This window comes from Phenylobacterium sp., assembly GCF_030651755.1.
GTDB lineage: Bacteria > Pseudomonadota > Alphaproteobacteria > Caulobacterales > Caulobacteraceae > Phenylobacterium.
Genome location: NZ_JAUSBZ010000091.1, coordinates 1 through 18591, shown reverse-complemented (window position 1 = coordinate 18591; position 18591 = coordinate 1). Strand labels below are relative to the sequence as shown.

24 protein-coding genes and 1 tRNA gene are annotated in these 18591 nt (G+C 68.1%); 13 read left to right on the top strand and 12 right to left on the bottom strand.

What is annotated here, in order from left to right; all coding sequences use genetic code 11:
* Positions 1–529, top strand: a 529-nt coding sequence (locus Q7V15_RS08530) for a glutathione S-transferase family protein (protein WP_304755064.1), incomplete at its 5' end; no start/stop codon positions are given.
* A 50-nt stretch (positions 530–579) separates the two neighbouring features.
* Complete coding sequence (gene lepA, locus Q7V15_RS08525; RefSeq protein ID WP_304755062.1) at positions 580–2385, top strand: translation elongation factor 4; 1806 nt, start codon at positions 580–582, stop codon at positions 2383–2385.
* A 4-nt stretch (positions 2386–2389) separates the two neighbouring features.
* On the opposite strand, the gene Q7V15_RS08520 is transcribed toward lepA, so the two are convergent.
* Positions 2390–3667: a sulfatase gene (locus Q7V15_RS08520; RefSeq protein WP_304755061.1), complete on the bottom strand. Its 1278-nt coding sequence runs from the start codon at positions 3665–3667 to the stop codon at positions 2390–2392.
* A gap of 130 nt (positions 3668–3797) precedes the next feature.
* On the opposite strand from Q7V15_RS08520, the gene Q7V15_RS08515 reads away from it, so the two are divergent.
* Positions 3798–4343 carry a hypothetical protein gene (locus Q7V15_RS08515; protein WP_304755060.1) on the top strand — a complete coding sequence of 182 codons (546 nt, stop codon included), beginning with the start codon at positions 3798–3800 and terminating at the stop codon, positions 4341–4343.
* A gap of 28 nt (positions 4344–4371) precedes the next feature.
* Here the strand turns inward: Q7V15_RS08515 and Q7V15_RS08510 are convergent, their stop codons facing one another.
* Positions 4372–4860: a pyridoxamine 5'-phosphate oxidase family protein gene (locus Q7V15_RS08510; protein ID WP_304755059.1), complete on the bottom strand. Its 489-nt coding sequence runs from the start codon at positions 4858–4860 to the stop codon at positions 4372–4374.
* A 72-nt stretch (positions 4861–4932) separates the two neighbouring features.
* The gene (locus tag Q7V15_RS08505) at positions 4933–5826 is read right to left on the bottom strand and encodes a phytanoyl-CoA dioxygenase family protein (protein ID WP_304755058.1); all 894 of its coding nucleotides are present in this window, start codon (positions 5824–5826) and stop codon (positions 4933–4935) included.
* A gap of 172 nt (positions 5827–5998) precedes the next feature.
* Between Q7V15_RS08505 and Q7V15_RS08500 the strand changes: the two genes are divergently transcribed.
* From Q7V15_RS08500 to Q7V15_RS08480, 5 genes are all read left to right on the top strand, one after another.
* The gene (locus Q7V15_RS08500) at positions 5999–6184 is read left to right on the top strand and encodes a YegP family protein (protein ID WP_304755057.1); all 186 of its coding nucleotides are present in this window, start codon (positions 5999–6001) and stop codon (positions 6182–6184) included.
* A gap of 93 nt (positions 6185–6277) precedes the next feature.
* Complete coding sequence (locus Q7V15_RS08495) at positions 6278–6415, top strand: entericidin A/B family lipoprotein (protein ID WP_304755056.1); 138 nt, start codon at positions 6278–6280, stop codon at positions 6413–6415.
* A gap of 76 nt (positions 6416–6491) precedes the next feature.
* Complete coding sequence (locus Q7V15_RS08490; RefSeq protein WP_304755055.1) at positions 6492–6899, top strand: DUF983 domain-containing protein; 408 nt, start codon at positions 6492–6494, stop codon at positions 6897–6899.
* Between the two features lie 127 nt (positions 6900–7026).
* The gene (locus Q7V15_RS08485) at positions 7027–7185 is read left to right on the top strand and encodes a DUF3309 family protein (RefSeq protein ID WP_304755054.1); all 159 of its coding nucleotides are present in this window, start codon (positions 7027–7029) and stop codon (positions 7183–7185) included.
* Positions 7186–7401: 216 nt separating this feature from the next.
* Positions 7402–8160, top strand: coding sequence for a DUF599 domain-containing protein (locus Q7V15_RS08480; RefSeq protein ID WP_304755052.1), 759 nt, complete (start codon positions 7402–7404; stop codon positions 8158–8160).
* Between the two features lie 8 nt (positions 8161–8168).
* Here the strand turns inward: Q7V15_RS08480 and Q7V15_RS08475 are convergent, their stop codons facing one another.
* From Q7V15_RS08475 to msrA, 3 genes are all read right to left on the bottom strand, one after another.
* A complete protein-coding gene (locus Q7V15_RS08475) occupies positions 8169–8630 on the bottom strand; it encodes a DoxX family protein (RefSeq protein WP_304755050.1) in 462 nt (153 codons plus the stop codon).
* Positions 8631–8715: 85 nt separating this feature from the next.
* Positions 8716–9051 (bottom strand): MmcQ/YjbR family DNA-binding protein, encoded by a 336-nt coding sequence (locus Q7V15_RS08470; protein WP_304755048.1) that lies wholly within the window; start codon positions 9049–9051, stop codon positions 8716–8718.
* Positions 9048–9698, bottom strand: coding sequence for a peptide-methionine (S)-S-oxide reductase MsrA (gene msrA / locus Q7V15_RS08465; protein WP_304755047.1), 651 nt, complete (start codon positions 9696–9698; stop codon positions 9048–9050). The genes Q7V15_RS08470 and msrA overlap by 4 nt, the downstream gene beginning before the upstream one ends.
* 137 nt (positions 9699–9835) lie before the next feature.
* Here msrA and Q7V15_RS08460 point away from each other — a divergent pair.
* Positions 9836–9925, top strand: a tRNA-Ser gene (locus Q7V15_RS08460).
* 121 nt (positions 9926–10046) lie between these two features.
* Positions 10047–10514, top strand: a complete 468-nt coding sequence (locus tag Q7V15_RS08455) for a hypothetical protein (protein WP_304755046.1) — start codon at positions 10047–10049, stop codon at positions 10512–10514.
* A 46-nt stretch (positions 10515–10560) separates the two neighbouring features.
* Here Q7V15_RS08455 and Q7V15_RS08450 read toward each other — a convergent pair whose 3' ends face one another.
* The 3 genes from Q7V15_RS08450 to Q7V15_RS08440 form a co-directional block, all read right to left on the bottom strand.
* Positions 10561–11403, bottom strand: a complete 843-nt coding sequence (locus tag Q7V15_RS08450; protein WP_304755045.1) for a tetratricopeptide repeat protein — start codon at positions 11401–11403, stop codon at positions 10561–10563.
* 57 nt (positions 11404–11460) lie between these two features.
* Positions 11461–11877, bottom strand: a complete 417-nt coding sequence (locus Q7V15_RS08445) for a hypothetical protein (RefSeq protein ID WP_304755044.1) — start codon at positions 11875–11877, stop codon at positions 11461–11463.
* Between the two features lie 100 nt (positions 11878–11977).
* Positions 11978–12679, bottom strand: coding sequence for an arylesterase (locus Q7V15_RS08440; protein WP_304755043.1), 702 nt, complete (start codon positions 12677–12679; stop codon positions 11978–11980).
* Positions 12680–12746: 67 nt separating this feature from the next.
* On the opposite strand from Q7V15_RS08440, the gene Q7V15_RS08435 reads away from it, so the two are divergent.
* The 3 genes from Q7V15_RS08435 to Q7V15_RS08425 are packed head-to-tail and all read left to right on the top strand — an operon-like array spanning position 12747 to position 16922.
* Positions 12747–13454, top strand: coding sequence for an ABC transporter ATP-binding protein (locus tag Q7V15_RS08435; RefSeq protein WP_304755042.1), 708 nt, complete (start codon positions 12747–12749; stop codon positions 13452–13454).
* Positions 13451–15967, top strand: coding sequence for an ABC transporter permease (locus Q7V15_RS08430; RefSeq protein WP_304755041.1), 2517 nt, complete (start codon positions 13451–13453; stop codon positions 15965–15967). Before Q7V15_RS08435 ends, Q7V15_RS08430 begins: the two co-directional genes overlap by 4 nt.
* A gap of 16 nt (positions 15968–15983) precedes the next feature.
* Positions 15984–16922 (top strand): NAD(P)/FAD-dependent oxidoreductase, encoded by a 939-nt coding sequence (locus Q7V15_RS08425; protein WP_304755040.1) that lies wholly within the window; start codon positions 15984–15986, stop codon positions 16920–16922.
* Between the two features lie 27 nt (positions 16923–16949).
* Here the strand turns inward: Q7V15_RS08425 and Q7V15_RS08420 are convergent, their stop codons facing one another.
* Genes Q7V15_RS08420 through Q7V15_RS16495 form a run of 3 tightly spaced genes read right to left on the bottom strand, consistent with a single transcriptional unit; the run spans position 16950 to position 18533 of the window.
* The gene (locus tag Q7V15_RS08420; protein ID WP_304755039.1) at positions 16950–17339 is read right to left on the bottom strand and encodes a VOC family protein; all 390 of its coding nucleotides are present in this window, start codon (positions 17337–17339) and stop codon (positions 16950–16952) included.
* 55 nt (positions 17340–17394) lie between these two features.
* Positions 17395–18021 carry an SMI1/KNR4 family protein gene (locus Q7V15_RS08415; RefSeq protein ID WP_304755038.1) on the bottom strand — a complete coding sequence of 209 codons (627 nt, stop codon included), beginning with the start codon at positions 18019–18021 and terminating at the stop codon, positions 17395–17397.
* Positions 18018–18533 (bottom strand): DNA/RNA non-specific endonuclease, encoded by a 516-nt coding sequence (locus tag Q7V15_RS16495; RefSeq protein ID WP_370689794.1) that lies wholly within the window; start codon positions 18531–18533, stop codon positions 18018–18020. The genes Q7V15_RS08415 and Q7V15_RS16495 overlap by 4 nt, the downstream gene beginning before the upstream one ends.
* Positions 18534–18591: the final 58 nt, after the last annotated feature.

Here is an 18591-nt window from a genome sequence, read left to right as displayed (position 1 = left end):
TGACCCGGCCTACCGCGCGCTCAGCCCGCACGGGCGCATTCCGGCGATCACCCGCGAGGACGGCTTCAGCCTGTGGGAGTCGGGCGCCATCATCCGCTGGCTGGCCACCACCTGCCCCGAGGCGGGGCTTTGGCCCGCCGGCGAGACGGCGCGCTGGCAGGCGGAGGCCTGGATGGACTGGTCCGCCGCCCTGGGTCGCATGATCGGTCCGGTGCGCACCGCCTACCGCCGCCAGACCCCTGACCCCGCCGAACTGGCCAAAACCATCGCCACGGCGGCGGAGACCTTCGCGGTCCTCGACGTCCAGCTGAAGGACCAGACCTTCGTCATGGGCGACCAGTTCAGCGTCGCCGACCTCGCCCTGGGCGTCATCGTCCATCGCTGGTTCCGCATTCCCGACGCCCTGGAGCGTCCAGACCTGCCGGCGCTGGAAGCCTGGTACAGGCGGCTCTGCGCGCGCCCGGCCTATCAGGCGCATGTGGTGGCCAAGGTCAGCGTCAGGCCCCAGACCATCGGCATGGGCGCCTGAGACCCTTCGACCCCCTCGCGGAATTTCACAGGTGTGCTAGAGCCCGTCGCATGTCGACCCCGCTCTCGCGCATCCGCAACTTTTCCATCGTGGCTCACATCGACCACGGCAAATCCACCCTGTCCGACCGGCTCATCCAGGAGACCGGCGGCCTCACCCAGCGTGAGATGAAGGAACAGGTGCTCGACTCCATGGAGATCGAGCGCGAGCGGGGCATCACCATCAAGGCCCAGACCGTGCGTCTGAATTACAAGGCCAAGGACGGGGAGACCTATGTCCTGAACCTGATGGACACCCCTGGCCATGTGGACTTCGCCTATGAGGTCAGCCGCTCGCTGGCGGCCTGTGAAGGCTCCATCCTGGTGGTGGACTCAAGTCAGGGCGTCGAGGCCCAGACCCTGGCCAATGTCTATCAGGCTATCGACAACAACCACGAGATCGTGCCGGTCCTCAACACGATCGACCTGCCCGCCGCCGAGCCCGAGCGGGTGCGCGAGCAGATCGAGGACGTCATCGGCATCGACGCCAGCGAGGCCATTCTCTGCTCGGCCAAGACCGGGGCCGGCATCGGTGACCTGCTGGAGGCCATCGTCACCCGCCTGCCGGCGCCCAAGGGCGACCCGGCCGCGCCGCTGAAGGCGCTGCTGGTGGACGCCTGGTACGACGCCTATCTCGGCGTCATCGTGCTGGTGCGGGTCATCGACGGCACGCTGAAGGCCGGCCAGAGGGTGAAGATGATGCAGAACGGCTCCACCTATCAGGTGGACCGGTTGGGCGTCTTCCTGCCCAAACAGACCGAGACCGAGGAGCTTGGCCCCGGCGAGATCGGCTTCATCACCGCCCAGATCAAGGAGGTCGCCGACGCGGCCGTCGGCGACACCATCACCGATGAAAAGCGCCCCACGGCCCAGGCCCTGACCGGCTTCCGCGAGGCCCAGCCGGTGGTGTTCTGCGGCCTCTTCCCGGTGGACGCTAACGACTTCGAGGACCTGCGCGCGGCCATCGGCCGCCTGCGCCTGAACGACGCCAGCTTCTCCTATGAGATGGAGACCAGCGCGGCCCTGGGCTTCGGCTTCCGCTGCGGGTTCCTGGGCCTGCTGCATCTGGAGATCATCCAGGAGCGGCTCTCCCGCGAGTTCGACCTCGACCTGATCGCCACCGCGCCCAGCGTGGTCTATCGGGTGCAGCTGACCAATGGCGAGGAGATGGAGCTCCATAACCCCGCCGACCTGCCCGATCCGGTGCGCATCGACACCATCGCCGAGCCCTGGATCAAGGCCACGATCCTGACGCCCGACGAGCACCTGGGCTCGATCATCAAGCTCTGCCAGGATCGCCGCGGCGAGCAGCGGGAGCTGTCCTATGTGGGCTCCCGGGCGCTCGTGGTCTACGACCTGCCCCTGAACGAGGTGGTGTTCGACTTCTACGACCGGCTGAAATCCATCTCCAAGGGCTATGCCTCCTTCGACTACGCCATCGAGGAGTACCGGGTCGGCGACCTGGTGAAGATGTCGATCCTGGTCAATGCCGAGCCGGTGGACGCGCTCTCCATGCTGGTCCACCGCAACCGCGCCGAGATGCGCGGCCGGGCCATGGTGGAGCGGATGAAGGACCTGATCCCGCCGCACCAGTTCCAGATCCCGATCCAGGCGGCCATCGGCGGCCGCATCGTCGCCCGCGAGACCATCCGCGCCCTGCGCAAGGACGTGACGGCCAAGTGCTATGGCGGCGACGCCAGCCGCAAGCGCAAGCTGCTGGACAAGCAGAAGGCCGGCAAGAAGCGCATGCGCCAGTTCGGCAAGGTCGAGATTCCGCAGGAAGCCTTCATCGCCGCCCTGAAGATGGACGCGGACTAGCCGGTCAGTCCTTCCACGTCTCCGCGCTCTCCGGCGCTTTCGCCGGCGGCCTCGCCTCTGCAAAGGGCGCGTATTTGGCGCGGGCTTCGGCGACGCGGCGGGCCATGTCCTCGGCGACGTCGGGATGGCGTGAGAGCAGGGAATAGGTCTCGCCCGGATCGGTGGTGAGGTCGAACAGCAGCGGGTAGCGGTGCTGATCGAGCGGGATGTCCATGGTCCGGTAGTAGGACCGCACCACATATTTCCAACGGGGCGTGCGCACGGCCGCCACATGCAGGTTGTCGAACAGGATCACCTGATCGTGCGGCGAGGACTCGCCGCGGGTCAGCACGCCCGAGAGGTCGGCGCCGTCGATCCCCTCGGTCGGCGACTCCAGCCCCGCCATGGCGGCGATGGTCGGCAGCAAATCAAGGTTGCTGGCCAGGGCGTCTGAGACCGTTCCGGCGGGAATCGTCCCGGGCCGCCAGGCGATGAAGGGCACACGGTAGCCGCCCTCCCAGGCCGCGCCGCCCTTGCGATCGCGGAACGGACCGGTGGAGCCCTCGAACCACGGGCCGTTGTCGGAGGTGAAGACCACCATCGTGTCCTCGGCCAGCCCCATGGCCTCCAGCCGGCGCAGCAGGCGGCCCACCTGGGCGTCCACCTCTTCCACCACCTCGCCATAGTCGCCGGCCGCAGAGCCCATCGGGTCATCGGGATTGGGGCGCAGGGGCACATGCGGGGCCGTCAGCGCCAGCAGGATGAAGAAGGGCTCGTCTCGATGGGCTTCGACGAAGGCGGTCGTCTCGTCGAAGAAGTGCTCGGTCAGCTTGGCGAAGTCGGCCTTGGACTCGCTCATCGGCGCCTCGCCCGCCCCGTCATAGAGGGTGAGCGGGCGCATATCGTGGCTGTAGGGCAGGCCCATGAAGCGGTCGAAGCCGAACCGTTGTGGCGGCCAGTGGGGCGAGACGTGGCCCAGGTGCCACTTGCCGATCAGGGCGGTGGCGTAGTCGGGCTTCAGCAGCCGCGGAATGGTCGGCGCTTCGGGCGGCAGGCCGTTGGTGTCGGCCGGCTGGATCACCTCCCGGGCCAGGCCGTGGCGGATGGCGTAGCCGCCGGTGAGCAGGCCCGCCCGGGACGGGGTGCAGACATTGGCCGAGGCGTAGAAGTCGGTCAGCCGCACGCCTTCGGCGGCCATCCGGTCGAGCTGCGGCGTCCGGATCAGGGTCCCGCCGTCGCAGCCGATATCCCCATAGCCAAGGTCGTCGGCCAGGATGACGATGAAGTTGGGCTTGCGGCGCATGTCGTATCCTCCCTGGGACGGTCTTGCGCCGTCGCCTGGCGAAGCTTGCCCGGAAACAGGCGCAACGTGCAATCGCCCGGCCGGAGCGACAGGTCTGGGAACCAATTCTCAGGCGTGGTCTTGTCGCCTCATGATCTGGTTCAGACCCGCCATCCGCTTTTCACCCTTCGCCGTGGTCCTCGCCCTGGCGGCCTGCTCGCCAGGCGCCGAAGAGGCCACGCCTACGCTGACCCCATCGCCGGCCGAGGCGCCGGCGACGGCCGCGCCTCCAGGCCCTGACGCCGAGACCGTGGGCGGCGATGGATCAGCCATTGATCTCCAGGCCCTCACGGCTGAGGATCTGAGCGCTGAGACCCTGCCTGGCGAACTGGCCTGCAGCTTTTCTGGCGCTGACGACCAGCTTCTGCTGCTCGCCCGTGGCGACGTCGCTTCGGGCGAGCCGGCCGTGGGCGTCGTGAAGGTGTCGGGCTATGTGGAGCGGATCGCCGCTCCGGGCGGCTATGACGCCATGCTGGATGGGGCGAACTTCGCCGGCCGCGGGAAGACCGTGCTGGTGGAGGTCACCGGACCGGCTCAGGGCGGCGGCGAGTCGCCGCCGAGGCCCGGCGCCTTGACCTATCAGCGGGCCGACGGCGCGAGCCGCCTCTTCCAGGGCCTGTGGACCTGCGGCCCCTGACCGCGCGCCAGGGACCGCAGTTGAAGCCCTAACTCAGGCGGACCTCGCCCACCTTGTCGGCATAGTCCTGCTTGGGATCGCGGCCCATCAGCACCTTCACCCCGGCGAACAGGCTGTGCTCGTTGAGCCAGATTTGCGCCCGCTCCGGCTCGAAACGTAGCAGCTGCAGCTTGGGATCGTCCTTGCCGCCTTCGTACCAGGCGGCCACGAAGGGGTTCCACAACCGCTCGATCGTATCGCGATCGTTCTCGGGAACGAGCCGGCCGTGAATGGTGGCGAACAGCTCGTGATCCTTGGAGGCGAAGTGCGCCATGGCCCGGTGACCGGCGCCCATGGCCTGAACCAGGTCCACGCCCTTGGCGCTGAAGATCCAGATGGGACCGCCCTCATCCCCCTCGATCTGGGCGGTCATGGGCTGGCTGTGGCCCTCCTCGACATCGGTGAGGCCGAGCATCAGGGTGCGGTCGGACTTCAGGGCCTTCCAGAACTTGGCTTCGAGTTTGGCGAGATCGGCCACGGGCGGGCTCCTTGGGATGGGGACAACTGTCCCAGCCGAACGGCGCCGGAGCCCGGGGCGTTCCGCCGTCCCTCAACCGCCCCGAACCTGGGCGCCGATGGCCGCCAGGTCCTGGGCTGAGCCAAAGACCGCGCCCTCGGCCTCGCCCCGCAGGGCGAAGCTCGGAGGAACCAACTCTGGCCCTTCTCCGGGGGGCAGGGGCGGGGTGTAGTAGCCCAGGGCATAGCCCCCCAGGGCGTAGCCCAGGAGGTCCTGCAGCTCGGGCGACAGGGTGCGGGCGATCTCCGGCGGACAGGCCAGATACTGGTTCTCCTCCTGCCGCAGCCAGCCCAGGGCATAGGTCAGGTTCAGGCCCCAACGGTCCTGATCGCTTCGGTTGGCGCCGCCCCCATGAAAGACGCTGCCCGTATAGATCAGCACCGATCCAGCCTTCATCACCGCCTGGGTGATCTCATGGGGCTGCGCCTTGCGGTCATCGGGCCATGCGCTGGAGCCGGGGACCACCTGGGTCGCGCCGTTTTCCCGCGTGAAGTCGGTCAGGGCCCAGATGGTGTTCAGTTGCGGCTCGATCCCCTTCAGGTGCGCGCCCCAGGCCCAGCGGTCCCGGTGGATGGGCTGGGCGCCTTGGCCTGGCATGATCCGGATCAGCTGGCTCAGATGCAGTTGCCAGCGCTCGCAGTTGGGCTTCAGCAGGTGTTCGCACATACGGGCGATACGGGGGTCGCTCACTGCATGGCGCACCGCGGGCGACCGGGCGACCAGGGCGCCGGTGCGGGTGGTCCGGACCCCGGTGAATCCGTCGCGGCCCTCTGGGGTGGCCGCCACATAGGGCGAGAGCTCGGCGACCATCTCGGCCACCGCTGCGGGACTGAGGGCGTCATCCAGGATAAGGGCGCCATCGCGATCAAGGACCTCGGCCAGGGCGGTCGAGGGCGCGTCAGCTGGCAGGTGGACAAGCTCAGGCACGGGCGTCTCCCAGGGGGCTTGTCTGAGCTGCGGAGGGCCGGCCCCCAGATCGGCGTCCGCTGATCCCCAACAATGGCGCCCCTGGGCCATTCGTCCAGGGTGGTTGCGCCCCGAGGCGATGCGCGGCAAGCTTGGCTTTAGACGCCACAGAAGATGCGCTCGGGAGGACGAGATGGCCTACAGGTTCGAGATCTTCAAAGACAAGGCGGGCGAGTTTCGGGTGCGGTTCCGCGCCTCCAATGGGGAGATCATGTTCTCCTCAGAGGGCTATTCGGCCAAGGCCAGCGCCAAGAAGATGATTGAGTCGATCAAGAAGAATGCGCCGGACGCCGATGTGGTCGACGAGAGCGCGGCCTGACGCTTTCAAGCCCATTGATCACCGCTGAAGGCCCGGATTAGATCGGGCCGATGTCAGGCCAGGGGGTCTGGCGTGATGGAGCCCGATCTAGAGATGAGCAAAGTCCTTGTCATAGCCGCGGCGGCGGCGGCGCTGCTGGTGTCGGCCTGCAATACGGTTGCCGGTGTCGGGCGTGATATGCAGGCGGCCGGAACGGCGGTGAAGAACACCGCCGAGGAGGTCCGTCGCTAGGGCCGTTTTGGGCGGCGGGCAGAAAAGCGTCCGTGGCGGCCGCGTCGCCCTTTATTCTCGCCAGATGCGGTCGCATATGGGGGTCATGGACAAGCCCCCACGCCCCAGCTTCCTCGCCGCGCTCAACCGGGGACTCAAGGGGCGTTGTCCGGCCTGCGGCGATGGGAAGCTCTTCTGGCGCTATTTGAAGGTTGAGCCGCAATGCCCGGTCTGTGGTCATGACCTGGCCCAGTACCCAGCCGATGATGGGCCGGCCTATTTCACCATTCTGATCGTTGGCCATCTGGTCATCGCGCCCCTGCTCCTCTTCCCCTTCATCTGGCAGGCGCCGGTCGCATTGGTCCTGGCCGTCACCCTGCTCCCCCTGGCGGGCGCCACACTGATCCTGTTGCCCAGAATAAAGGGCGCCTTCATCGGCGCGCTCTACGCCCTGGGGGTGAAGGAGCGGGACGCGGCGATGCATACGGCCGACGCCGCCGACTAGGTTTAGGCGCGCCCTCGGGGTCGAGCGGCGACCCGCGACAACGCACGCTTGGAACCTTGGCCACGGGGCGCCGTTTCTTCTCTCGCGAGCGCCCGCTGGGGTGCGCTCTTGAGGCGGGAACACCCATATGACGCTTGGCACAATTCTTCTGATTATCCTGATTATCGCCTTGGTGGGCTCGCTGCCGACCTGGGGCCATAGCCGCAGCTGGGGCTATTTCCCCTCAGGCGGTCTGGGCCTCGTCCTGGTGGTCGTGCTGATCCTGGTCCTGCTGGGCCGAATCTAGTCGTCGGGCTCTCGGCGTCAGCGGCGGCTCCTAACAGGGCTTCCGCTGACGCTCGGGCCTCCTTAGCATCCTGCAGGCGGTTGAACCCCAGGGCGCGGGCAGGATGGCGACGATGAACGTGGACTTGGTTGCGGCGTCGCCGGTCTTGATCGGGAGTCGGCGTTTCCGGCCGCCCTGCGCCCGAGCTCTTGCCCCTGTGGTGGGCTAGGCGTCCAGATGCTTGGATTGCAGCTTTCCACCCTCGACACGGTCGCCTTGGTCATCTTTGCGGTGGCTTGGCTGGCCTATGAGCCCCTGGTCAAGGCGGCGCTGGGGCGGCGGCACATGATCAATCTCGACATGGCTGTGATCCGCAGCGCCTGGATGGGCAATATGGCCCGGCGCGAGAGCCGGCTGATGGACAGCCAGTTGATGGGCCACACCATCAATTCCGCATCCTTCTTCGCCTCCTCCAATCTGATCCTGATCGCGGGCGCCTCAGGGGTGTTGTTTGGCGGCGAGTCGGCGTTCCGCAGCGCCTCCAGCCTGATCGTCATTGAAACCTCGACCCGCCTCCTGTTCGAGGTTCAGGTGGCCCTGGTATTGGTCACCTTGGCCCGAGGTCTGCTGGATTTCATCTGGGCGATCCGCCAGCTCAACTACACCATTGCGGTGATTGGGGCGGCTCCGGACGAGGCCGCCGGCATGGCGAAGGTTTATGGGGCGGCGGCGGGCCGTCTGCTCAATCCCGCCCTTTCGGCCTTCAACGCCGGGGTCCGCGGCTACTATTTCGCCCTGGCCGCCGCCAGCTGGATTTTCGGCTCCACGGCCTTCATCATCGCCACCCTGAGTGCGGTGGCGCTTCTCATCTGGCGGCAAAGAAATTCCGCCGCCGCCCGCGCCCTCGCCGAGATCCGCGAAGCTCTGGAGGCTGCGCCAGCGGTCGCACCGCCCGTCCAACCGACGCCCCCCGTGGAAGAGACCTCTGTCCCCTGACCCGCGGGTCAGCGACGGACGAGCAGCGCCCGCAGGTTGAACGGTCCTGGCCCCCGGGCCAGCATGTCGAGGCCGATGAGCGCCAGCAGGGTCGCGGGCATGGCGGCCCGAACGCCGTGCTTGGCCTCCACGAAGACCACCGCCACAGTGAAGATGATGGCGCAGATCAGACCTGCCCAGCGGACCAACATGCCGACGATAAAGGCCAGCCCACAGGCCAGTTGGGCGTAGACCGCAAGGTGCGCCATCAGTCCTGGCCAGATGAAGCCGTTCTCATCCAGAAAGGCGGCGAAGGCCGACATCTGGAAGGGGTCGATTATGTTGTCCCAGACCCCCCAGATCAGAAACGCGCCGACAACAAGGCGGATCAGCAACCGGACCCAGGGCGCGACCAAGACTCCCAGCCAGGAGAGATTCAGCCACCAGGGCCAGGGCGGCTTCCATTCCGCAGGTGGGTTGGGACCGGTCATCCTGGAGGCTTTTCCACCAAACCATTGCTCCGCCCTGCCGAGCCAATCAGATTCGAGCAGCCCTATGCAGCTCAAATGGCCAAGCTTAGGTCAGCCCATGCTCGCGTTTTTGCGCTCGCGTGAGCCTGGCGGCCACCAGGCCATGGGCGGCTGACAACCAGGCCGTGGTCTCATCCGGGTCCAGCGCCGTCAGATCGTCGAACCTGACCCATTTGGCTCGGGCCAGATAGGGCGCCGGCCTTGCCCGACCGCTCTCGATCAGCGCCTCAAAGGCGATGTCCGACGCCTTGAACGATAGGCCGCCTCCCGATCCCAGGACGGCGAACATCTTTCCGCCGACCTTGAACACATGTTCGCCGCCCCACTGGACGCTGTGGGTCGTCGCCGGCAGGCTCAGCGCCAGAGTCGCCTGCGGGCTCACGCCTCGACGCCGGTCCCGATGGGGCAGGTCACGCCCGTGCCGCCGATGCCGCAATAGCCGCCGGGGTTCTTGGCCAGGTATTGCTGGTGATAGTCCTCGGCGAAATAGAAGGGGCCAGCCTCGACGATCTCGCTGGTGATCGGTCCCAGGGCCTTGGCCGACAGGGCCTGCTGGTAAACGCCCTTGCTGGCGGCCGCCGCGGCGCCTTGAGCCTCATTGGCCACATAGACGCCTGAGCGGTACTGGGTGCCCACATCGCCCCCCTGGCGCATGCCCTGGGTCGGATCGTGGCCTTCCCAGAACACCTTCAGCAACTGCTCATAGGTCACCACACGGGGATCGTAGACCACCAGCACCGCCTCGGTATGGCCCGTGCGGCCGCTGCACACCTCTTCATACGTCGCGTTGGGGGTGAAGCCGTTCACATAGCCGACCGCCGTCACATGCACGCCGGGGATCTGCCAGAACAGGCGCTCGACCCCCCAGAAACAGCCCATGGCGAAGACGGCGGTCTCCGACCCTTCGGGATAGGGACCTTGCAGGGGCTGGCCGTTGACGAAATGGGTCTTGGCGGTGGGGATCGGCTGGGCGCGGCCAGGCAGGGCGCTCTGCGCCGTCGGCATCTCAGCGGGCTTGCGGAACAACATGGCGACCTCGGACGGATAGGGATGGATCTGGCCCTACAGATAGGACGCCGACCACGCGACGAACAGGGCCGCTTGCCCCGGGCGCCCACCTCGCTATATAGACCCCCTTCCGCCGGGGGCCCGCCCCCGACCGGTGTGGTGAGGTGGCCGAGTGGTTGAAGGCGCACGCCTGGAACGCGTGTATAGGGGAAACTCTATCGAGGGTTCGAATCCCTCTCTCACCGCCAACCTGCCATGGCGGGGCCTGCCCGCTGATGGGGCGTGAGCGCGGTGCAATGGCGGCCTGGCGGCTGCGACGTGTTTCGTTTTTGTTCTTGACGAGGCTTGGCGGCGCGATAGCTTTTTCGCATGAGCCAGTTGGTCGACACCCGCGCGTTCCCCACGGGGAAGAACCTCGACTATGAGAGCGAGGAGGAGCGCCGCGAGCTTGAGGTGCTCCGAGCGGAGGCCTGGCGCTATCTGCACACCTACAGTTGGAATCCGCCTATTGCGGACCTGGTTCTCGCCTTCGGCCTCGCGCCTGTTCTCGCCCTCTTCCTCGCCCGGCGCGAACCGGGCGCCAGACCCGAAGACGCCGAGCGCTGGGTCGTGGTCGGCAATCTGCCGTCGATGCACTTCGAAACGGATGATACGCCGACGCCGGCTCTGGCCCTCCAATTGTACTGCGCAATCGCGCAGGATTGGGCGGACAATGTTCTCGCCGGCCGCGACCTCTCGGAGAGCTACCCCATTCCCGTCGTTCCGACCGCTGAACTCGCGGAAAACCTCTTGGGCCGAGTCGACTTCATTCGAACCAAGCTGATCCCCCTGGCTTAGGAGTGCGGGTCAGAGCCGACAGGGCTGGCCCGTCCTGGCGCAGGCCTCACCCGCCCGCCATCTCGCGCAGGTCAAGCTCGGCGGCGATGTAGCCGAAGGCGTAGCGGCTGCGGCCCTGCAGGATCTGGTCGAACACCGCCCGGGCGCGCTCAGTCTCGCCGTTGTAGAGATACCAATTGCCGACCCCGTAGCCCTGGGTGGCGTAGATGGTCTCCACGTCATGGATCACCTGCGAGCCCTTGTCGGGGCTCAGCAGGTCGCCCGGCGCCAACTCCCCGCGATACATCCGCAGGCGACGATAATAGGACGGCCCCTCGACGAAGGCCTCGTCGGCCAGGCCCTCGGGAATGGCGGCCAGCACCGCCTCGGCGGCCGCCTCGTCGCCCTTGCGGCGCAGGGTCATGTAGAGCCAGTCATTGCAGGCGGTCAGCCCGTCATAGTCATCCTCGCGCACCCACTTGAGGCACTGGCGATAGGCGGCCTCGGCCTCGTCCCATTCGCGCAGTAGATAGTGGGCGAGCGCCAGGTGGTACCAGGTGTTGAACTGGATGCTGGTGGGCGGCACAGGCAGTTCGTTGTCTTGGCCGTCGGGCTCGATCCACTCGGCCATGCCCTCGATCAGCTCAGCGGCCCGGGCCAGGTCGGCCTTGCCCTCGGCGAACCGCCGGGTCGACAGATAGCGATGGCCCCGCTGGCGCAGCAGTTCGAAGGAATCCGGAAACCGCTCCAGGCCCTCGCTGAACACCGCGATGGCCTCTTCGATCCGGTAGCGGAACCCCAGCACCCGCCCATACCAGACGGTGGCGGCCAGGGAGGGATCGGCCTCATAGCGGGCCTGAGCGCGCTCAAGGGTGCGGCGGGAACGGTCTCGGATGCTGTCTTCGCTCATGGAGACAGTAGGGCGGCCGATCGGCGCCTTGGCAAGCGGGGCCGCTGGACCGGCCGCTCATTCCACAATGGGCGTATCCGTTGTGGTTTTGTCGTTGAGGGAGCCGGACCAACCAATATTCCTGAAGCGAGGATCGGCGTTCAACGCCGAGTTCAGTTGCGCCAAAAATGATGGGAAACTCTTGCTTCTAAAAAGTCCGAACGCCTCCTTGGCGTGGAGATGGCATTCATTCTCAAAGACGCGGGCGATAAAGAGCTCATACTTATATCGGCCGTCCCTGACATGCAGCCACCAACCATGGTCGTCCTGAATAGGCTCCGAGACCTCATATCCGAGCGGCCTCAGGATTACAGCCCAGGCTTCGGCAATATTCTGGCCAGCCGGCACAATCTCTTCGAAATCAACGGACTCGTCGCCCTCGACGCCGTCATAGGGCAGTTCCGTTTCGAACTCTGCAAACGGCCTGATCTTCACCGTGCGCGCTCCCCGACTTCCGCTGACTTCGCACTTGTTTCACCAGCTTCGCACAGCGCGGCCGCGGTGAAAAGAACAAAAAAGGAACTCGCGCCGACCCCTAATCCCCCGCTAGGGCGCCTGCAACCGCGGGGGCCAAACGCTGGGCGATGACTTTCACGCCGGCCGCATTGGGGTGGATGCCGTCGTCCTGGTTCAGGGCGGGGTCCAGGGCGACGCCGTCCAGCAGGAAGGGATAGAGGGGGAGGTCGTGGTCGCCGGCTATGCCTTCGAACACCGCGGCGAAGTCGGTGGCGTAGGCGCCGTAGCTTGGCGGCGCCTGCATGCCGGCCAGCAGCACCGGGATGTTGCGGGCCTTCAGCCGGGTGATGATCCCCACCAGATTGGCCCGCATGGTCGCCGGCTCGATCCCCTGGAGCAGGTCGTTGCCGCCCAGGGCCACGACGCAAAGGTCGGCGTCGTCCTGGATACTGAAGTCCACGCGGGCGAGCGCGCCTGCCGTGGTGTCGCCGGACACGCCGGCGGCCCGCACCCGCGCGGGCGTTCCGGCCGCCGCCAGGGCCGCCTCCAGCTGGGCGGGCAGGGCGTCCTTCGCCGGCAGGCCGTAGCCAGCGGTGATGGAGTCTCCCAGCAGGGCGACCACCGGCAGGTCGGCGGCGGCCTGCGGCTGCGGCGCGGCTTCTCCCTCGTCGGCGGGCGCTGAAGCCGGGGCGTCAGCCTCCCGGCTGCAGGCGCTGGCGCCCAGGGCCAGGGCGCTGAGCAGAAGGGTGCGGCGGGAGAGCAAGGATTGGGGTGCGATCATGGCTGTGCTTCCCCATATAGGTCGGCCGGGCGGGCATGAAACGCCCGAACCCGCCCTCGGGAGCCCCATGACCGAATCTCCGCCCGCCGCGCCGCCGCTTAGCCTGTCGGCCCTGACGCTTAGCCTGCCGTCGGTGGCCGGCTCGGTGAACATCCTGCGCGGCGTTGATCTGACCGTGTCGGCCGGCGAGACGGTGGCCATCATCGGTCCCTCAGGCTCAGGCAAGTCGTCCCTGATCTCGGTGGCCGCGGGGCTGGAGACGCCCACCAGCGGGACGGTGCGGCTGTTTGGCCAGGACCTCGGCGCCCTGGACGAGGACGGCCGCGCCCGCCTGCGTCGCGGCCGGGTGGGGCTGGTCTTCCAGAGCTTCCACCTGCTGCCCAACATGACCGCGCGGGAGAATGTCGCCGCCCCCCTGGAGCTGGCCGGGCGCGCCGACGCCATGACTGAGGCCGAGGCCTGGCTGGACAGGGTCGGCCTGGGCGCCCGGCTCACCCACTATCCGCACCAGTTGTCGGGCGGCGAGCAGCAGCGGGTGGCGCTGGCTCGCGCCCTCACCGTCCAGCCGCAACTGCTCTTCGCCGACGAACCCACCGGCAATCTGGACGGCGCCAATGGCGCCATGGTGGCCGACCTGATGTTCGATCTGCTGGCCCAAGCTGGCGCGGCGCTCGTCCTGGTCACCCATGACGAGGCCTTGGCCGCCCGCGCCGACCGCATCGTGCGCATGGCTGATGGCCTGATCGTTTCGGTCCAGCCTGAGGCCGCCGCATGAGGCTCGCCCTGCGGTTCGCCGGGCGCGAGCTGAGAAGCGGGATTGCGGGATTCCGCATCTTCCTGGCCTGCCTCGCGCTCGGCGTCGCGGCCATCGCCGCGGCCGGCTCCACGGCCGAGGCCTTCCGCCAGGGCCTGGCCAGTCAGGCCCGGGAAATCCTCGGCGGCGATGTGGTGTTCAGCATCGACCAGCGCCGCTTCACCCCACAAGAGCGGGCGGTGTTCGAGGCCCTGGGTCCCAGCGCCTATTCCGTGCGCGCCAATGCGATGGCGGAGACCCCGACCGGCGCGCGCCGGCTGGTGGACGTGCGCGGGGTGGCCGACACCTATCCCCTGGTGGGGGCGCTTCAGCTGGAGGGCGCGGCCAGCCTCGCCGCTGCGCTTGCCCCCGCAGGCGGCGTACCCGGCGCTGCGGTGGAGCAGGCCCTGCTCGACCGGCTCGACCTGGCGCTGGGCGAAACCTTCGCCGTCGGCGGCCGCAACCTTCGGGTCGGGGCGGTGCTGATCTCCGAGCCTGACCGGATCGGCCGAGGCTTTGCGCTGGGTCCCCGGGTTCTGACCGATGTGACCACGGTCGAGGCCGCAGGCCTGCTGGGCGCCGGGGGACTGTTTGGCGAGGCGGTGCGGGTCCTGTTGCCCCCCGAGGCCGCCCCCAAGGCGGTGATCGAAGAGGTCCGCGAGACCTTCCCCGACGCGGTGTTCGAGGCCCGCGACCGCTCGGAGGCCGCCGCCGGCGCCGGCCGGCTGATCGATCAGCTGGAGTACTTTCTGGGCTTCATCGGCCTCGCCTCACTGGTGGCCGGCGGCTTAGGCGTGGGCGGCGCGGTGTCGTCCTATCTGGAGGGCCGCAAGGCCTCCATCGCCACCCTGAAGGCCCTGGGGGCGTCAGGCGTGCTGATCCGCGACATCTATCTGATCCAGATCGGCGTGCTCGCCTTGCTGGGGGTGGGCATTGGCCTGGCCATCGGCGCGGTGACGCCGCTGATCATCGGGGCTTTGGCGGCCGAGCAACTGCCGGTGCCGGCGCTGTTCGCCGTCTATCCCGAGCCCCTGGTCCGCGCCGCAGCCTTCGGCGTGCTGGCCGCGGCCGCCTTCTCGCTTTGGCCGCTGGCCAGAGCCCGGACCACGCCGCCCTCGTCCCTGTTCCGCAAGGAGATGTCGGGCCGCCCGACGCTCAGCCTGGAGACGGCGCTTGCGGTGGCCGCGGCGCTCGGCCTCGCGGGCCTGGCCATCCTCACCGCCCCCAGCCGCTGGGCCGCCGCAGGTCTGATCGGTGGCGCGGCCGGCGCCTTCCTCGCGCTTAGCCTGCTGGGTCTGGCCGCAGCCTGGGGAGCCGGGCGGGTGCGCCGGTTCGCCCGAGGTTCGGTGCGCCTGGGTCTCGCCAACCTGGCCGGTCCGCGCTCGGCCGCCCGTACGGCGACGCCCGCCATCGGCCTGGGCGTCGCGCTCCTCTCGGCCATCGTCCTGATCCAGTCGAGCCTGCTGGCCCAGGTCAGCGTGGTGGCGCCGCGCACCGCCCCGTCCCTGGTCTTCACCGAGATCCCCGGCGAGCGGGTCGCGGCCTTTGACGCGGTGATCGACCGTGCCCTGAACGATCCCGGGATGGACCGCTACAACCGCCTGCCGCTCATCACTGGCCGGATCACCCGCCTGAAGGGCCAGCCGGTGGACATCGAGGCTATCGACCGCGGGGAGCGCTGGGCGTTTGACTCGGACCTGACCATGTCAGTCCTCGACGGGGCGCCGGAGACCTCCAAGGTCACGGCCGGCGCCTGGTGGACGCCCGGATATGCCGGCCCGCCCCTGGTGGCCTTCGAGCAGGACGCCGCCAAGGGCGCAGGCCTCAAGGTCGGCGACATGATCACCCTGCAGGTCCTGGGTCGGGAGATCGACGCCCAGATCGCGGTGCTGCGCGAGGTGGACTGGGGCGGTTTCGGCGCCAATTTCGGCGTCATCCTCAACACCGGCGCCATCGCGGGCGCAAACCCCCGGCACGTGGCCATCGCCATGGCCAGCCGAGACGAGGAGGCCGCGGTGACTCAAGCGCTCGCCGCCGACTTCGCCGGCGTCAATGTCATCAGCATCCGCGACCAGCTGGAACAGGCCGCCACCCTCTTCGACCGCCTGGCGCTCGCCATCCGCGGGGCTGCGGCCGTGGCCGGAGCGGCCGGCGTCCTGGTGCTGATCGGCGCCATCGCCGCGGGTGCCCGGTTCCGCGCCCGGGAGGCCGCGACGTTGAAGGTTCTGGGCGGAACCCGAAGCCAGATCGTCAGCGCCTATCTGGTGGAGTACGGCCTGGTGGGCGTGATCGCAGGGCTGGCGGGCGCGGCGCTCGGCGCAGCCGGCGCCTGGCCGGTGGTGACCCAGGTGTTCAACGCCACCTGGAGCGTCGACTGGCCGGTGATCTTAGGCATTCTCGGCGGCACCACGGCGCTGGGCGCGCTTGGCGGGGCGCTGGCGGCGTTCGCGGCCCTGTCGCGCCGTCCCGCCGCCGTCCTGCGCGAAGCCGGCTGATGAAGGACCAAGAGAGATGAAGATCGCCATCATCGGCGCCGGCATGGCTGGCCTCTCCTGCGCAGAGGCGCTTAGCGACGCCGGCCACGCGGTCCAGGTGCTGGACAAGGGCCGGGGGCCGGGCGGTCGCATGTCCACTCGCAGGATCGAGACGCCCCAGGGGCAGGTGAGCTTCGACCACGGGGCGCAGTTCTTCACCGTCCGGGATCCGGCCTTCGCCACCCGCGCGGCGGCCTGGCAGGCGGCCGGCGTCGCCGCCCCCTGGCCCGCCGCAGGCCCCGAGGCCCTGGTGGGCGTTCCCGGCATGAACGCCCCCATCCGCGCCATGGCCGAGGGCCTGGACGTGACCTGGCAGGCCCGGGTGGACGAGATCGCCCAGGGCGGTGAGGCCTGGCGCCTGAGCGGGGAGGGGTTCGCCCCCTTCAGCGCGCAGGCCGTGGTGGTCGCCACCCCCAGCGAACAGGCCGCCGTCCTGCTGGCCACTGTCGCCCCCGACATGGCCGCGCGGGCTGGCGGGGTCGTCTCAGACCCCTGCTGGACCATGATGGCGGCCTTCGCAGGCCCTCTCAGCCTTACCGCCGATGTCCTGCTACAGGACGGCCCGCTCGCCTGGGCCGCCCGCAACAGCGCCAAGCCCGGCCGAACGGGGCCGGAGGCCTGGGTGGTGCAGGCCTCGCCCGACTGGTCCCGGACGCATCTGGAGGCGGGGGCAGATCAGGTGGCGCAGGCCCTGCTGGCGGCGCTCGCCGAGGCCACAGGCCGGCCCCTGCCCGCAGTCCTGTCGCTCCAGGCCCACCGCTGGCGCTACGCCCGCACCACGGCCAAGGCCGGCGCGCCCCTGTGGTCGGCGGAGACCCGCATCGGCGCCTGCGGCGACTGGCTGGCCGGCGCCCGGGTGGAGGCCGCCTGGCGCTCCGGCCGCGACCTGGCCGCCGCCATCCTGGCCGCATCCTGAAGCGCGCGGCCAGGGGCGTCTAGAAGCCTACGGGCGGTACAGCGCACACAGCTTGTTGCCGTCGGGGTCGCGCACATAGGACAGGTGCAGGGACCCCATGTCGCCCTCGCGCAGGCCCGGCGGGTCCTCGATGGAAACCCCGCCGTGGGCTACGGCCACGTCGTGGAAGGTCTTCACCTGATCTGGGGACTCGCACTTGAAGCCGATGGTGCCGCCATTGCCGAAGGTGGCCGGCTCGCCATTGATCGGCTCGCTGACGCAGAAGACCGAGCCGTTGTGGATGTAGAACAGCCGCTTGTGCCCGGTGGGCGCCGCATTGGCCATCGGCTGCCCGGCCCCCAGCGTCGCCAGCACGGCGTCGTAAAAGGCCTTGGACCGCTCGATATCGTTGGTCCCGACCATGATGTGATTGAACATGTGTTTCCCCGTCTTGATGGTGGTGTTGTGCGACGCGCCCCAGCTTGTGACGCCCTCACGACTTCGGCGGCTTGAGCTGCGCCTTCAGGGTGAGAGACCGGAGCGTCGTCTGTCCATAGCCGCCAGATTGCGTCCAGTCTTCAATCGCGTCGGCCCGGGCCTGCCCACGGCGGTCCCACGGTTCGAACAGGGTGTCTTCGGGGCTCAGGTGCAGGAAGTCCTTCGGCTGGATGTGACGGGTGGCGACGCCGGCGAGAAAGTCCGTCAGATCGCAGTCCAGGGTCTCCATATCCACGACGTCGCGGTCGCACAGGAAGATGCGCCAGGTCGATGGCGGGCCGTCCACGATCCAGAAGACGGTGTCGCCGAATTCCGACCGTCCCACGGGCAACAGCCCGCCCGCCTGCGGCCACAGGGGATAGGGCAGCTCGTCAGCTTCGCGCAGGGGCTCGCAGATCTCCCGGATGCTGGTTTCGAACCGAATGTGCGACACCCGGCTTCTGGGGATGTGAATATGCAGGACGTCGAAAAACGTCCCGTGCCCATAGCGCCGGACCAGGGCCTTGTAGTCCTCTGGCAAGGCGGTCCCGAGCTGATGCTCCAGCGGCTCCCACGGCCCCTCGAATGGCGCCGAGGCTACAACCGGCGGCGGGATCGCCTTGATCAGGGCTTCGATGGTCATGGCTTCGGTTTGCCTACAAAGATGATGCGGCCCATCGGCTGCCCCCGCGTACCAGTTGCCGTCATCAGAATCGTAGAGGGTGGTTGACCCGCGCCATCGTAAAAAGGCTGGACCTGATATTCGACGACTTCACCTGAATTGGCTCTGTCGCGGACCATCTTTTCGAAACTCCACATAGCTTGGTTTGTCTTCTTCGGAATTGTGACAAAATTCCGAGGATCTTTTCCAGGGCCACCTAGAACCTTCGCGAGTAAATGGCCTCGTTCTTGATCAGGTCTACGATCGTCTGGAACCTGCTCCTGCCAGCCTGGCGGTCTGATTGACCTCGCAGCCTTTGACCCGGTTCCTACTTGCTCACTTGTGATCGTACTGTTTGTACGCGTCGCTTGACCACTCGCCGTTGGGCGTCCGAACCGATGGGCGGGTTGCTGTTGGGTAGGAGGGGCGATGCACTGCGGCGGCGCGCGGAGCGTTTGGACTGAGCCTCCAGATCGAGCGCCTCCGAGTAGCATGACGTCTGCGATCGACCCAACGCCGAGAACAGTATCTGCGAGTTGGTCGCTTGCACCC